Annotated in this window: 15 protein-coding genes; 1 reads left to right on the forward strand and 14 read right to left on the reverse strand. The window is 39.5% G+C overall.

Going from position 1 to position 15,383, the window contains the following annotated elements; genetic code table 11:
* Nucleotides 1-17: 17 nt before the first annotated feature.
* From queF to CFT61_RS05540, 4 genes are all read right to left on the reverse strand, one after another.
* On the reverse strand, nucleotides 18-473 hold the full coding sequence (gene queF, locus CFT61_RS05525; RefSeq protein ID WP_089543472.1) for a preQ(1) synthase: 456 nt from the start codon (nucleotides 471-473) through the stop codon (nucleotides 18-20).
* 82 nt (nucleotides 474-555) lie between these two features.
* Complete coding sequence (locus tag CFT61_RS05530) at nucleotides 556-1,245, reverse strand: queuosine precursor transporter (RefSeq protein WP_089543582.1); 690 nt, start codon at nucleotides 1,243-1,245, stop codon at nucleotides 556-558.
* Nucleotides 1,246-1,527: 282 nt separating this feature from the next.
* A complete protein-coding gene (locus CFT61_RS05535) occupies nucleotides 1,528-1,935 on the reverse strand; it encodes an Hsp20/alpha crystallin family protein (protein WP_089543473.1) in 408 nt (135 codons plus the stop codon).
* Nucleotides 1,936-2,157: 222 nt separating this feature from the next.
* Nucleotides 2,158-4,404, reverse strand: a complete 2,247-nt coding sequence (locus CFT61_RS05540) for an inorganic phosphate transporter (RefSeq protein ID WP_089543474.1) — start codon at nucleotides 4,402-4,404, stop codon at nucleotides 2,158-2,160.
* Between the two features lie 537 nt (nucleotides 4,405-4,941).
* Between CFT61_RS05540 and CFT61_RS05545 the strand changes: the two genes are divergently transcribed.
* Nucleotides 4,942-5,079, forward strand: coding sequence for a hypothetical protein (locus tag CFT61_RS05545; RefSeq protein ID WP_176425511.1), 138 nt, complete (start codon nucleotides 4,942-4,944; stop codon nucleotides 5,077-5,079).
* 80 nt (nucleotides 5,080-5,159) lie between these two features.
* Here the strand turns inward: CFT61_RS05545 and CFT61_RS05550 are convergent, their stop codons facing one another.
* The 10 genes from CFT61_RS05550 to CFT61_RS05595 form a co-directional block, all read right to left on the reverse strand.
* Nucleotides 5,160-5,453 carry a helix-turn-helix domain-containing protein gene (locus CFT61_RS05550; RefSeq protein ID WP_089543583.1) on the reverse strand — a complete coding sequence of 98 codons (294 nt, stop codon included), beginning with the start codon at nucleotides 5,451-5,453 and terminating at the stop codon, nucleotides 5,160-5,162.
* A 40-nt stretch (nucleotides 5,454-5,493) separates the two neighbouring features.
* The gene (locus CFT61_RS05555) at nucleotides 5,494-7,005 is read right to left on the reverse strand and encodes an RNA-binding domain-containing protein (protein WP_176425512.1); all 1,512 of its coding nucleotides are present in this window, start codon (nucleotides 7,003-7,005) and stop codon (nucleotides 5,494-5,496) included.
* Between the two features lie 96 nt (nucleotides 7,006-7,101).
* Complete coding sequence (locus tag CFT61_RS05560; RefSeq protein WP_089543477.1) at nucleotides 7,102-8,073, reverse strand: SDR family oxidoreductase; 972 nt, start codon at nucleotides 8,071-8,073, stop codon at nucleotides 7,102-7,104.
* Nucleotides 8,070-8,825 carry a metallophosphoesterase family protein gene (locus tag CFT61_RS05565; protein ID WP_089543478.1) on the reverse strand — a complete coding sequence of 252 codons (756 nt, stop codon included), beginning with the start codon at nucleotides 8,823-8,825 and terminating at the stop codon, nucleotides 8,070-8,072. The genes CFT61_RS05560 and CFT61_RS05565 overlap by 4 nt, the downstream gene beginning before the upstream one ends.
* Nucleotides 8,822-9,973 carry a hypothetical protein gene (locus CFT61_RS05570; RefSeq protein ID WP_142990567.1) on the reverse strand — a complete coding sequence of 384 codons (1,152 nt, stop codon included), beginning with the start codon at nucleotides 9,971-9,973 and terminating at the stop codon, nucleotides 8,822-8,824. The genes CFT61_RS05565 and CFT61_RS05570 overlap by 4 nt, the downstream gene beginning before the upstream one ends.
* Nucleotides 9,974-9,981: 8 nt before the next feature.
* Complete coding sequence (locus CFT61_RS05575) at nucleotides 9,982-11,031, reverse strand: glycosyltransferase (RefSeq protein ID WP_089543480.1); 1,050 nt, start codon at nucleotides 11,029-11,031, stop codon at nucleotides 9,982-9,984.
* Nucleotides 11,028-12,782, reverse strand: a complete 1,755-nt coding sequence (locus CFT61_RS05580) for a polysaccharide deacetylase family protein (RefSeq protein ID WP_089543481.1) — start codon at nucleotides 12,780-12,782, stop codon at nucleotides 11,028-11,030. The genes CFT61_RS05575 and CFT61_RS05580 overlap by 4 nt, the downstream gene beginning before the upstream one ends.
* Nucleotides 12,779-13,414, reverse strand: a complete 636-nt coding sequence (locus tag CFT61_RS05585) for a hypothetical protein (RefSeq protein ID WP_089543482.1) — start codon at nucleotides 13,412-13,414, stop codon at nucleotides 12,779-12,781. The genes CFT61_RS05580 and CFT61_RS05585 overlap by 4 nt, the downstream gene beginning before the upstream one ends.
* Nucleotides 13,390-14,268, reverse strand: a complete 879-nt coding sequence (locus tag CFT61_RS05590) for a radical SAM protein (RefSeq protein WP_089543483.1) — start codon at nucleotides 14,266-14,268, stop codon at nucleotides 13,390-13,392. The genes CFT61_RS05585 and CFT61_RS05590 overlap by 25 nt, the downstream gene beginning before the upstream one ends.
* Nucleotides 14,265-15,380 (reverse strand): DUF512 domain-containing protein, encoded by a 1,116-nt coding sequence (locus CFT61_RS05595; protein WP_089543484.1) that lies wholly within the window; start codon nucleotides 15,378-15,380, stop codon nucleotides 14,265-14,267. The genes CFT61_RS05590 and CFT61_RS05595 overlap by 4 nt, the downstream gene beginning before the upstream one ends.
* Nucleotides 15,381-15,383: the final 3 nt, after the last annotated feature.

Below are 15,383 nucleotides of genomic sequence, written 5' to 3' on the forward strand. Positions count from 1 at the left end.
ATTTTTTATTTCGTTTTTTATTCGTGAGTAGCGAATCTCTGTTCTGCGAGCTTCTCATACTTGGTTCCTGGCTTGCCATAGTTGGTGTAAGGCCAGATGCTGATGCCGCCGCGAGGAGTAAAGATACCTGTTACCTCGATATACTTTGGATCCATCAGCTTGATGAGGTCCTTCATGATGATGTTCACGCAGTCCTCGTGAAAATCACCGTGGTTGCGGAAACTGAAGAGATAGAGCTTCAGACTCTTGCTCTCTACCATCTTCACGTCTGGAATGTAGCTGATGCGAATCTCTGCAAAGTCTGGCTGACCCGTGATAGGGCAGAGGGAGGTAAACTCTGGGCAGTTGAAACGTACCCAGTAATCATTGCCAGGGTGCTTGTTCACGAAGGTCTCCAATACCTCTGGCGCATAATCCATTCTATATTGGGTCTTGGCACCCAGTGCCTTCAACCCATCTTCTTTTCTATCCATTGTTTTATTCTAATGTTAAATGTTAAGTGTTAAATGTTAACTTTGTGGGGCGAACTTCTATTGAAAAGACTTTCTTTTTATCCTAGATAGCCCCTAACTTGAAGATGTTGTAGGAGATATTGTTGTCATACACATCCTCGCCCTCGTGTTTCTTAATCGCATTGACCACACGGATGGTAATAGGCAGCACGATGATTTCATACACGGTCTTCAGTACCACCTGCCAGAGCATCAGCCAAGGCAATTCTGAGGTTGGAACGATTCCGCCCAGGGCAAGAGGGAAGAAGATAAGGCTGTCGCAACTTTCGCCAGCTACCGTACTCCAGATGGCACGGGCTGAGAAATGCTTGCCGCCATCTCGAATCTTCATCACGCTCATTACGTAGGCGTTGGCAAAGGAACCTACGATGAATGCCACGAAAGAGGCGGCTGCAATGCGGGGAGCCAGACCGAAGATGGCATGGAAGCCGGCATCGTTGGTCCAGTAGGGAGCGGCTGGTATCCAGTCGCAGATGGCACCCAGGGTTACGAAGAAGAAGTTCATGGCGAAGCCGGTCCAGATGAGGAGACGGGCTTTCTGGTAGCCCCATACTTCGCATACCACATCATTGATGATGTAACTTACCGGGAACACGATCAGACCACCGGTCAAAGAGATGGGACCAACAGCGATTTGCTTTGTTTCGAGCACGTTTGCCGCAATGAGACAAACGCAGAAGAGGATGCTGAAAAGCATGAACAGCACACTCACTTGAGTTGTTTTCTTTTCCATTTTCTTGTTTTTTACGAGGTTTACCAAGCACTCGGATTATACTAACTTTTTTAATTCGGGCTGCAAAATTACAACATTTCTCTCTAACTGCCAAATCTTTACCCGTTTTTTTGCATAAAAAAAAGCCCCAAGTACTATCACTAGCACTTAGGGCGATATGTATTAACTAAACCTAACTTATCTAACAATTAAACCTAACTAAACAATCTAACCTAAACTAAACAATCTATTCAACCAAAACCTAACTAAACAATCTGCTTATGAAAAACTAACCAAAAACACTTATCCTATTGAAATCTGGCGTGCAATCTTCTGCTCTTCCTGCTGCATCTTAGGCAACTGGATGGTGAGCACACCGTCAGCTACGCTGGCAGAAATCTTCTCCTTGTTGACATCGTCTGGGAGAATCAGGGTCTGCTCAAACTTAGCGTATGAGAACTCGCGACGCAGATAAACGTGCTCCTCCTGCTCTGGCTGATGCTTGTTCTCCATCTTGATGTGGAGATCGCCATTCTCATTGAGATTTACCTCAAAGTCGTCCTTGCGCATTCCTGGAGCTGCAAGTTCTACTGTATATTTTGTCAAAGACTCCTTGACGTTAATGGCAGGGGCTGTAGTATTAGCCTTCTGCATATTACCCTCGTTGAAGAGTCCGTTAAATACCTCTGGTATCCAAGAATTTCTGTACATCATAATCTTAACCTCCGATTCTATTTTTATTTATTATTATTCGTTATTATTTATGTTGTGTAGCGAATTACTGATCCGCTTACACTCCCTCATCTAGCAATCCCCGTACCAAAGTGCAAACTTCTGTCATTTCGGCAGTAAATCTGAAGAAATGCAAATAAGCCCCTAAAAAACGACCCAAAAAGCCCGACATTCTGTCGCGAATGCCGGGCCTTTTATCATTTATTTCTCCATAAACTTCTTGGCTGCTCTGAGCTGGTGTCTCATCACGCTCAGGAACTCCTGGCTCTCCTGAAGTACATTCAGGTAAACCAGCGAAATCTGCATCAGGGAATTATCTGAAAGATGCTGCATGCGGTCGATATGCTTCTTGCGAAGTACGCTGAGCTCATCCTTGCAGGCATCTGCCTCGGCGAGAATCTCGTGGTAGTTCTCGTAGCGGCTGGTCTCAATCTGCTCGCAGCTCATACGCATCAGGTCGTTGATCTTCTGGCGTACAGGAGCAAACTCCTTGGTGTATTCTGCAGGGAGTGGGTTGAAGTTGTTGTCCACGTGCTCCTTGATAGGGTCGAGCATACGGCGCAGAGAGTAGATGAACTGCTGGTTGCTGTTGGCACCCAGATGGAACCAGGTGTTGCGCTCGATGGCAATCTCCATAGGCGATTTCTTCAAACCGAGCATCTCCTGGCGACGGAACTTCTTCAGCATATCCTGCTCCTTCTTCAAGTCCTTGTTGGCATGACGGAGATTCTTAGGATTCTCGTTGGCAAGACCATCCATAATCTGGTTGAACTCGTTGAGTGCAAAGTGGCAGACGAAGCTCTGGGTGCGGGATACCTGGCGACGAAGCAGATCCCATACAATCTCTGGATCGTGTGAGCGCATCATCAGTTGGAAGGTGCTGCCCTTGCTCTCTTCCTTTGCCTTTTTGTTATACTGGATGTTGCTGCGGATGAGCAGGAAGATAACCAATGCCATGAAGCAGCTCTGGATTCCTACACCGCCGAAGTGCATGATGAGGCAGACAATGGCACAGGCTGCGAAAGCTACACCGGCTGTGATAAACCATCCACCAATCACACTCAATACACCGGTTACACGGAACACGGCACTCTCACGGCTCCAAGCTCTATCTGCGAGTGAAGAACCCATTGCTACCATAAAGGTTACGTAGGTGGTAGAGAGTGGCAACTTCAGGTTGGTACCGATGGTGATAAGCATACTTGCCAATACCAGGTTTACGGCTGCACGAACCACGTCGAAGGCTGCGCTCTCTTCCAGCTCTACATTGTCCTTGTCGAATCGTCTGTTAATCCAGTTCATCAAAGACTTTGGCATAAACTGCTTCAACCAAGAATCTGTAGCCTGGCAGTTGCGTACAATCACGCGGGCTGCAGAAGAACTTCCGAACATCTCGTCACCCTCGTCCTGACGGCTCAAATCCACAGAAGTCTTGATTACGTTCTGAGCCTTCTTGGAAGTTGCCATGGCGATGATCATCACGGCACCGGCAGCGAGAAGATAAACTGGAGTAGTCTTGGCGCTATCCATCAGAGAAGTCATCATAAACTGGTTTGGAGTAGCACCATTGGCATTTGCCATATAGTCCTGATAAGAGGAAAGACCTGCGAGAGGCACACCGATGAAGTTCACCAGGTCGTTGCCGGCGAAAGCCATCGCTAGGGCGAAAGTACCCATCAATACGGTAAACTTGAAGATGTTGATGCGGCAGAGATGCAGGAACTCCATCACGATGGCTGAACCCACGAAGGTGATGCAGAGCAACAAGCTCAGGTTCTGGTCGATATAATCACGCCATTCTGCAGGCAGATAAGGACTCTTACCCAATCCTTTCATGAAGATGAAGTAAGAGAGGGCTGTGAAGGCGATACCACCGAAGATGGCAATGCTGTAGCGTGAATGCTTGCGATAATTGAAAGTGAAGACGATACGGGAAAGCCACATCACGAAAGCACCGAATACGAAGGCGATGATAACGGATGAGAAGATACCCATGATAACCTCCAAAGCTTTGTTACTGTTGAGCAATACGCCGTAGTTGAGGCTATCGTCGCCGTACATCTTCAGGGTTGCGAGGATAAAGGCACCTCCCAGGAGCTCGAACACCAGCGAAACGGTGGTTGAGGTTGGCATACCCAGCGTATTGAACACATCCAGGATGATCACATCCGTCACCATCACGGCTAGAAAGAGCGTCATCACTTCCTCGAAGGTAAAGTGATCTGGACTCATGATACCGTGTCGGGCGATATCCATCATTCCCGATGACATAATGGCACCCAGTACCACACCGCAGGAAGCGATGATCAGCACCGTGCGAAACTTTGCCACCTTAGCTCCGATGGCAGATTGCAGGAAGTTGACAGCATCGTTGCTGACTCCCACGAAGAGATCAAACACTGCCAGACAGAGCAGGAAGATCACGATACAAAGATAAATCGTACTCATATATTTTATTAATGTGTTTATATACCTTATTATATAGGGGCTTGTCTCAACATAGCTAGATACATTTCTCCCCTTGCTTTTCCGGGTGCAAAGGTACGAGTACGATGTTACAGGTGATTTAAACAGGTGTTACAATGTTGTTAAGATGTTGTTGTGCTGGCGATTGAATAAGAAAGTTGCCACCGAAAACAAAGAAAAGTGCGAAAATATTTGGAAGTTACAGAAGTATTTTATATTTTTGCAGTCGGATAGGGTGCATTTCCTTTCCACTGATTTTTGAGATTTAAGAAGCGTTATGCTTATCGAAGTACTGGTAACCTAGGAAATTTCCCGACATACTCTAAGATAGCATAGTGGTTCTCACGCATAGCGTGGGCTGCTATTGTTGCATCTATGAACATGGGCTTTCCTAGGGCCTCCGATAGAAGATGTGGGCATTGCAGTTCACGCTTCTCTGTTTAACAAAAAGACCTAATGGGACTGAAAAGGCCAAGAAAGGATTGTATTTTCTTTTCATCCATACATCAAAAAATGACTATGGATCTTGACAGAACCAATCGCCTTTTCTATAAAAATGTCATCATTAACGAAAAGAGAAAGAAGGACTATCAAGAGCTAGATTCGCTCATTCATTCAAATTCATTCTTCAAGACCTATTGGACTTTGGAGCATTGAAGCCTTACAAACAACAAGACGATAGGGTTATCCAAAACCGGACAAGCCTATCGCCTTGTTCATGAGGACTTATATAACCCTTATAGGTCAGCCTTCGCCAATTCGCATTCTACGACTTCAATAGCATAAAGTTGTAGTTCTTTTTCGCCCTCGATTGCATCCAAGATTCTATCTGCCAGCCACAAGATGAGCAATTCTTTCTCATCAATATGAAAGAATTTTGCCAGTTGAAGCACTTGACTTCTCTTTGCGCGCCTGTCACCACGTTCAATCTTGCTGAACATGGGGGTATCTATTTCTAAATATGCAGCCACTTGGCGTTGCAATATTCCTTGTTCGTCTCTAAGAGATCTTATCTTGTTTCCTAATAACATTATGAATTCAATTTTGAGTTCGCCTAAAAGCATTGAAAAATCATTCAACCACCTTCCACTCGCCTCCATTGCGTGGACCTCCGATTCTAATCAACCGTCCTCTTTGCTTTAATTTCTTGATATGGTAAGCAACTCCATCTACTGTTATACCACATACGGATGCTATCTCTTTTGCCGTAACCTTAGGATTATTGCTGATTATTTTTAGAATAGTTTCCGTAGTATCGGCAGAAGTTTCCGTAGTATCAGCAGGGGTTTCCGTAGTTACAGTGGAAGTTTCCGTAGTTGTTTCCGTAGTATCAGCAGGAGTTCCCGTAGTTCCATTAATATTTCCCTCCAGTTTTAGGCAAGTTTCTATTCTATCAGGATTACTCTTTTCTTCAACTGTTGGTATGCTCCAACCATTATCCTTCCATCCTTTTGCAATAACATCAGCGCCAGTTCCTCCTTTCTCACCAATTCCCAAGAATACAAACATCTTTTGGATTACAGGGTTTCTGCATACACTATGTCCTCCTTCATAGTATTCTTCCATGCTGATAAGCATTGTACCAGGATTTGACAAAACAATACGGTCGAAGTATCTGTCAATCACAATATTGCCCCTTACCGTATATGCTGCATGAATCAAACTGTTAGCAAAAGCCTCACGCAAAGCTACATGAGCCGTGGTTGTATTATTCCTCATCTGATTGTTGTCAAGACTGAAAGGCACAGGCAAAGCGTGTTGCAATAAAGGTAAGACACGAGTGAAAAACTGATAAAGGTTGGCTTCCCATGTCCCATCGGGATATATACGATTTGTCCAACGTACCTGAAGGTCGTCACTCAAATGCTCACGATAGTCTGGGAAAAACTCTTGGCAGCACTCTGGGTCGGTAATACTGTTAGTCTTGCCAAACATCAGCATGCCAGCAACAGTGAATCCTTCCGTTGATGTGGCTCTATCTTTACGATAGGCACCTATGATTTCCAAAAACTTTTTGTCATCAAGCTCTGTCCAAGGATGGTTTTCATGCTTAATATCGTACGCACGACGATATTGGTGCAGAGTAGGTATGTCAATGTCATCAATGGAATAGCCTCTTAAAATTCGGGAGTCTGCTGACGCCCTCATGTTATTGGCATCCGAATACATCTGCTTTATTTCATCATCTTTACAGAGATAATCACCCTCGTCCCTGCGCTTGTAAGTATGCCCAAACGGGGTAAGTGTAAGGTGTATTGGACGTAAGTCGTATTGAGCACGGGGTATTCTGAAGGCAAGCAGACATTGCCCTCCATCAGTCTTTATTTCTTCTATGTCGCTCTCTACCAACAGTGGAATGTTCACACACGACTTATTGTGTGCGTCATCCCAAAACTGTTTTCTATATTTGGCAACAAGTTCTTCAGAAAGACCATCTGGTGTGAATTTATGATTCTTCTCTTTCACTCCCAACACAATCGTTCCACCATTGGTATTGGCTAATGCAGAGAAAGAACGCCAAAATTCAACCTTTGGGAAACCACCTGCTGCTGACTTATACTCCACTTCGGAGTTCTCCTTCAATTGGAGTTTTAAACGTATTTGATCTGCTATGTTCATGTCATTATAATTTAATTCGTCATTTTTATCAATGGTTACAATATTGGCTTTTGATTATATTTATTCTTTTAGATTAGTCAAATACCAGTATATAGTCTTCTTGAGTCCATCTTCAAATGTACAAACTGGGGTATAGCCAAGTAGTTCTCTTGCCTTTGATATGCTTGCCTTAGAGTGCTTTACATCTCCGATTCTATTTGGACCAAATATTGGTACAATGCAATCTATACAATTATCATATGCTGATAAGTTTTTTGTTATCAGTTGTTCCAACTCTAAAACTGAAGTATTTTCACCTCCTGCACCATTGTAAATTTGGTTAAAGGCTTTTGGGGATAGCGTCTCCAATGCCAACATATTGATATGAATTATATTGTCTATGTAAGTAAAATCACGGCTGTTACTTCCGTCTCCATTTATTATTGGCTGTTCATGTTTTAATAATTTTTTTATGAACAAAGGTATAACTGCAGCATATGCACTATTAGGGTCCTGACGGCGTCCAAATACATTAAAGTATCTTATGCCTATATACTTTAACCCATAAGTAATTGAGAAAACGTGTGCATACAATTCATCAACATATTTTGTAAGTGCATATGGAGAAAGTGGTTTGCCTATAGTGTCTTCTACTTTCGGAATGGTTTCGTTGTCGCCATATGCAGAACTACTTGCAGCAAATATAAACCTGTCTATTTTTGCGTTTTTTGCTGCTACAAGCATATTCAGGAAACCACTAATGTTTACAGCATTAGTGGTAATAGGGTCATCTATACTTCGTGGAATACTCCCCAAAGCAGCTTCATGAAAAACTACATCTACTCCATTTACTGCTTTTAGACAAGTATCAAGATTCCTAATATCTCCTTCTATTAACTTAAATCTATTATTGTCAAGTAAGCCTTGTATATTCTCAATGCGTCCTGTCGAAAAATTGTCAAGGCAAACTACATAATTTCCCTTCTTGACAAGTTCTTCACAAAGATTGGATCCGATGAACCCAGCTCCTCCTGTTACCAATATTTTTCTCATTTAACTTCTAATAATATATTTTCTATAAAAATATCCTTCTTGTTTAAAGAAATGCAACTAAAGCCTTCTTGCCCTTGTTTGATTTCATATTTTGGGAGTTTTGTAGAGAAAGCAAATCCAATGCCTGAAGCTGTACTATAAAGAATATTTTTATCTCTCTTTACAAAGAATGTGTGAACATGTCCCGAAAGGACTAATTTAACATTCTTATGACAACAAAGCATCTCCCTAAATGTTTCACGGTCTTTGAGTATCTTATTATCTTGCCATCCTCCGATTTCTAACGAAGGATGGTGCAATACGACAATTGATGGTTCAGGATTCTTCGACAGCAGTCCATCCAGTTCGTTTCTTACATTCATCGTCACAATACCTTTGGAACGATTAGAGTTTGGATCATCATTATCCCTTGCAACAGAATTTACAAAGTAAAATCTCCAACCACCTAACAGTGCTTGATCACTCAAATGGCAAAATTTTGGTTTAAACGTAGTAAACATAACACTGAGATTATCATGATTTCCTACACACCAATAGGTTGGTATACTTAACTCTGAGAATACCCGATCTGCAAAATAATATGAATTCAAACTACCATCATTAGATATATCTCCCGATACGATTATAGCATCTACATCTCGCATCATTTTTATTTGTTTTATTGCAGTGAGAAATTTCCTTCTACAGTCCTCTTCCCATACAAGTGCACCATCTGCTGAAAGATGTAAGTCAGACATATGTATAATTTTCATTTTGCTATATTCTTAGGTTGATAAAAATGGTTTAAATCCTGAATTATTAGACGTTTTGCATTTTCAATACCATTTAGATTAAGTCTAAAATTCTTTTTAGGCTGAAAGCAGAACATCTTACTGAAGATTAAATCCTCCATTGATTCAAGAGATGTAATTTCTGTAATTGGATAATATTTCCCGAAATTTCTAATATTATGAACCTGTTCTTCTTCAACAGCAAAGTCCATGACTGAATAGGCAAATACGTTTTTGTCTTTTCCTTGCATAGATTCTACCAAAGAATTATAGCCTCCAGAACATATTACACAGTCTGCAGAAGCATGAAGCAAATATAAATCTTTCAGTTTTCTATGAATAGTTACATTCTTTTTACTGTATATTTCTGTTTGACCATATGGCCATTGAAGTTGTGAATAATTACCTAGGATAATATCAATCTTCCAATCTGCGAATCTTTTGTCTTTAGCCAATTCAATACATTTCCTAGAGAACTCTTGACTTATTCTTCCTCCACCAGCCGAACATACCATCCATTTTTTTGTATGTCCTGCTAGATATGCAAAACGTGTTTCAATTATCTGTTTTGCTGACACCGGATACGTGACACAACCAATATATACAATCTTATTAAGAATTTCTGTAGGAAGCCATGAGTACACTTCTGCAGAAGTGACTACTGGATCGCTAGCTAATAGTATCCTATGGTAGTACCTCTTGAGAATTGCAATGTTTCTTGTAGAGAATACATCCTCATGAGTAAGTCTATCCCCACCTATATCACTTCTAAGTACAAAATATTTAAGGCAGTTATAGCCTGTAATTATTCTTGCGAGTTCGCAACGTTTCCCAAGAGGTAGATAATCCGTAACAAACACATCTGGCATAAAATCCAGAATCAATTTTTCCAATATTTTTATTCTGATTCTGTTAGTTTGCTCATTGGTGTAACAGTTTGCTTCTCGTAACTCGCTGAAATTTGGAAGAAGATAGTATTGAATACCTTCTGGTATAATATCAGGCATAGCCTTATGCCCAGACACTACTATCACTTGGCATTCTTTGGATAGTCCCCATGCGATCTTTATTAACCTCATAAGGTGTCCGAGTCCAGTACCGTCATATGCAAATAGCATTACCTTTTTCATATTCATAACTATAAATTCTGGATTTCTTGTATTGCTTGTTGATTTCCTGGAGCAAAAAAAACTCGTTGGCACTTAGTGCTCGCCGTTTCTTTGATTTGTTCAGCCAATTCTTTTGGCTGAATGCTGAGAGAAATCGGTTTGATATTGTGTACTTCTAAAGCGTCCAGATTTTGTTTCTGTTCTGCTTTTCTATATTGACAGCCAGACAGAAAGGATAATGCTGGTATACCCAAATATGCCAATTCGCTTAAAGTGTTCCTTCCAGATCTTGTAATAATGAGCCCTGCTTTTGAATAATACTCATGTATATCAAGTATTTTATCATGGAGTATAGTGTTTTTCCCATGCTTGAATTCATTGAGAGCATCATAAATATTCTTCGATGAGCAAACGATATGCATATTGTATTCTTTTAGATACTCAGATGCATCCATGCATAATTTAGCTATTTGAATAGTTGATTCAGAAAAGGAATATCCAACATTAACTGTACCTCCACCTAACAAGCAATATATATTGTTTGTACTATTGATATTGACATCTAGTATTTCCTTTCTCAGAATAGTGTTCACAGATACTAATTTCTTATAGTTTCCGGTATTTGAAACACTTCTTAACCCATGAACTATTGCCAAGTCGGAAAGAGAATACATTGCATTAAAATAGCGCATAGCATCCTGATCATTCTGTTCATTTTCTATGTCTGCAGGGTTTAGCAATGCTACAATCTTTAGTTTAGGATATGAGATTTTTAATGCCTGGATTATCAATGGCTCACCATCTATTATTACAATGTCAGGTTGGAAGCTTCGTATTTTTTCATGAATATAAGCTCCAGTAACATTCGTGGGAAGTAACCCAATAGAGCAATAGTCCATTGGTACCACTTCATGCAGGTTTTCATATCCTTTTAGTTCAAGATAGCGATTACCTTGGAGATAGGAAATAATTTCAATGCAACAGCCATACTCGTCCCTCAGCGTTTCAAGAAGTGAAACTCCGGAAACAACACGGCCTAATCCTGGAAATCCTCTAAATATTCCCAATATTTTTTTCATTGTTTTTTAAGCATTTTATAAATTTCCGTAATAGAATATCTCTTTAACTGATGTTTGTCAACAACCATTGATGTTCCACCTTGGTCAACTGTGAATGCGTACTTATAATATTTTTCAACACAGCGGCGAATAAATTTGTTATAAGCGCCATAAGGATAGGCATATGTATCACAATATCCGACTATTTGATTCAAAGCTTTCTTTGATTCTAATAGCTCATATTCAATTTCTACATCACTTAGTTTGAGAAGATTTTTGTGGAAAACGCCATGTGATGCCACCTCCCATCCTTCTTTTATAAGAAGGTTAATGGCGTTTATGTCAAGATGCTCTCGTAAGATTGCGTCCTTGTTATTCCAGGAATTATCCTTTCCGATGAGACCAGTGCAAACAAAGACAGTTGCTGTAAATCCCTGCTTCTTTAATATTTCTAGCGCATCATTAGTTAGGCTCTTATAGCCATCATCAAATGTACATACAATCCACTTTTTTCTTTCTTCTTTACTCTTTGACAAATAGTCATGCATGGAACATATTCCATATCCCTTTTCTGCAATATATCCAACGAAATCTCGAAAAACGTTTGTTGGAGTAGTTATACTATCATGAATGTCCCCCATAACATCATGAAGACCTACACACACAATGCTCTCGACTTCTATTTCATTTTTAGGAGTTTTGTTATACGACAACATCCCAAGCCACTTTTGTGCTATATATTCCTTGGCACAGTTACTTTTGATAACACCTATAGCTTCTTGATAACGCTCGGCCAAGTTTGGCATGCAACATAATGCTTTCAAATTGTTTGCCATAACGTCAGGAGTGAAATCCTCAAAAAAGAACTCGGCAAATTGCTCCTGTAGCGTTTCTGCTATAAATCCTGTTTTGCTACTGATAAACCCGGTTCCACACTGAAGGCTTTCACTGATAGCGTTGGGATGACCTTCACACACTGAAGCCTGAATGTAGAAATCCCATTCTTTCATGGTATCTTTTAAAATCTCACGTGGTTGATAACCTAGAAATCTTATATTATTTCCAAGATTATGTGCCTTGACTTCATTCTGGTAATTTTCAAGCAAGTCACTGTCTATTTCTCCAACTAAATCCAAACAGATGTCTGTTTCTGAAATTTCTCTAAACTTTTTAAGCATAAAGATAAGATTACCTATGCCTTTTTTCTCATTCAAATGAGAGGCTGCTGTTCCTATGACAATCTTATCATTTAGGTTGTGAAAATTGATTTTCACATAATCACCTTCATACTCATTTGGAATGATAATTGTTTTTCCATTTGCTTCAGGACAAAGACTTATAACATTACGAATCATTTCCTTTGAAAGGCATACAATCTTACTCGCCCTAGTTGTGGCTTCTCGAAGATACCAAGTGTCATCAATAGACCATTTTACAATATTTATGTCACTACCGCGAAGAGATAATATAAACCGTTTACCTAACTTCTCCGCAAGCATTGCACCGTAATACCCATTGAATCTTCCACCAAAAGCAATAACAACATCAGCATGTTTATATACTAAACTATCATGCTTGAGTTTGTATTCCTTTCGAATGCCATTCTCTGTATTCGGGTTCATCCCTCCTTTTACGGTATATATAGGATTTTCTGTGGAAGACAAAACTATCACATTATGTTCCTTCCTTAGAATATCCACAACTCGCTTGCAAGCTAATGCCATACCGCCTCCATCGAGTCCTATTTCTGATGTAACAATAAGTATGTTCATTTCTTTTCTATCAAATATAATGTTTTACTTTTCTTATTTTGAGGATATTTATATGTCTGCCATGATTTAATTTGAAAGTTTGGAAACATTTCATCTACATCTTTATGGGACAAGCGAAGGTACTTTGGAAATACTTCATCTTCAATTGTATACGAACTATCTATAACTTCCATTATAAAGTATTGGGGATTACCAGCATATTTATAAAAATCCTTCAATATTTTTTTATAGCCAACTTTACTATCTACAAGTTCATCGTACACACAATTAACCAATACAAGCACATCACATTCTATATGGCATTTCGCAGGATATTCTCCCAAAGAAACAATATTTTCTCTTCCAAACAAATCATTTAATCGACGTTTGGCATTTACTGCTAGTAATGGGTCTTTTTCATAAGATGAAACTCTTGAAAATCCAAGTTGACAAAATATTGCAGTCACATCACCTTGTCCGCAGCCTATTTCAACTACTCTCTTATTAGAGGGTATTCTACTCATTATTTGATATGTAATTTGCCAATATTTAGGGAATGGTGTAATACAATACTGCTCACTCCATGGAGAAACAATAAGATCATCTAGATGATCAAGATTGTATTTTTTTAGCAGTTCTTCAAGCTCTTCCATGCTTCTCTGAATTGTTGTTTGATACTTTCTTCTCCTTTTGACAAATCCAATATCTTTGTTCCAGAAGAACGCAGAATACATGGTTGCAGACTCATGTCTGGTAGTATTCTAATCTCTGAGTAATTTCGGCAGCTATCTATATCTTGAGTAAAACATGGTGAGTCGATGTAGAGTACAGAAGTTTGCTTATCTCCTTTTTTCAGCAGCCATCTAATAGCTCCAGTTCCTTTATCTATACAACTAACGACATATTCTTTAAGTATTGGAAATACAAATGTCTTAAAATCCTTGCTTCCTGTGAGACCTATTTGTGGTAAAAGTTTGAGTGGAAGTTCTTCTTGAAGAGCAAATTCTACCATATCCCTAACATCTGCCTCAATATCATTTTGGATAACACAGTTTAATCCAACTTCCAATCCGGCATTACGAACCATTCGTATATTTGTTATGATTTTATCTATAAAACCATTACCAGTGCTTTGATGAAACTTCTTAGCTTTTGTATAGGGAAACTGGATGTTAAATTTTAAAGGAATATCCGCTAATTGCTGAACTTGTTCTTTAGTTATCAGAGACAGATTGGAGGCACAGCATACTTCCCATTCTGCATTTCTATATGCATATCTAATCATCTTAATGAGGTTTTTATCAAGGAAGGGTTCACCTCCACTAAAGCAAATTTCAGAAATTCCCTCATCCTTTACTGCATCTATGAGGATTTTGAATTTGTCAAAATCCATTGTTTTGATGGTTTTACGAGAAACCTGTCCTTCATTATGACAAAAAGGGCATCGATAGTTGCAGCTATTGGTGACCAATATTCTTAATTTATCCCAATATATTGTATTGCTCATATCAAATAAATCTTTGCGTTATAGTATTGCTCTAATACTTCCATCTTTTCACCTTTCAGGTCTCTTCCTTCTGAGTTGTACATTTCTTCAGGAAGGAACATAACGTCATTCCTCTTAGGATGGAATTGTTCTATGATGTCGCCATGATTCAGAAGCCCTGCAACTGTAACAGAGCCACCATAGAGATGGTTCTTCACAAGGTTTGTTTGAACATTAGGGTAATCTTTGAATGCTTTAGTAAAATAATCATATCCAGAGACTGGACATATTAGATTAATAAATACATCCTTAGGTAATTGCGAAATAATTTTCTTCTGTCTTGCTATATGCTCTTCTGCCTCTATAAAATACTCATTATTTCCTCCTCTAAAACAGTCTTTCAATTCAGGCACAGTAAACACGACTTTAGGATAATTAACACTTAACCACTCAATGCACTTTTCGTATCCATCAATGCTAGATTGTGACAACACTTTAAGTCGTTGTTGTGATGTAGAAGTATGCTCTATACGGCGAACCAGAATCTGCTTAGCTTTTTGGTCAATACCTAGGCTATAAAGCAGATCTAAATCTCTTTTTAATTCATCTATATTACCTGTGAACATTAATGTACATTTGTTAACAGGTCCATATTTTAATAAGAACATAGTTCGCTCACGTGCTGACCTTGGTATAATGGCTTCTCTCTGCTCCTGCATCGTAATTAGAGACAAGTCAATTCCATAATTAGGGATACTGTTCAAAAAATCCACTTTATCTTCATTTATATAGGCACCTGTTGTTACAGTTGTTATTTTCTTTTGGGGGAAATACTCTGATGCCATTTTTATGAATTTATATATTTTGGGATGAAGGAATGGGTCTGTATGAGGTGCTACTAATACACCTGCTCCAAGACGAACATAATTTACCTTTGGATTGATATACTCAAATCCTTTCAATAAATCATCTTCATCTATTTGCGGAATTCTCGGATAATGCCCTAGATATGAATCTGTATGAACTTTACAGAAAACACAACCAATACCGCAATATTGACTACTAATTGGTATATTCCCGAATGTTGCTATTTCCATGGAAAAAGCTTCAAACTGCTCTTTATTTAATATCATAAT

The sequence above is a fragment of the Segatella copri genome, from assembly GCF_002224675.1.
GTDB lineage: Bacteria > Bacteroidota > Bacteroidia > Bacteroidales > Bacteroidaceae > Prevotella > Prevotella copri_U.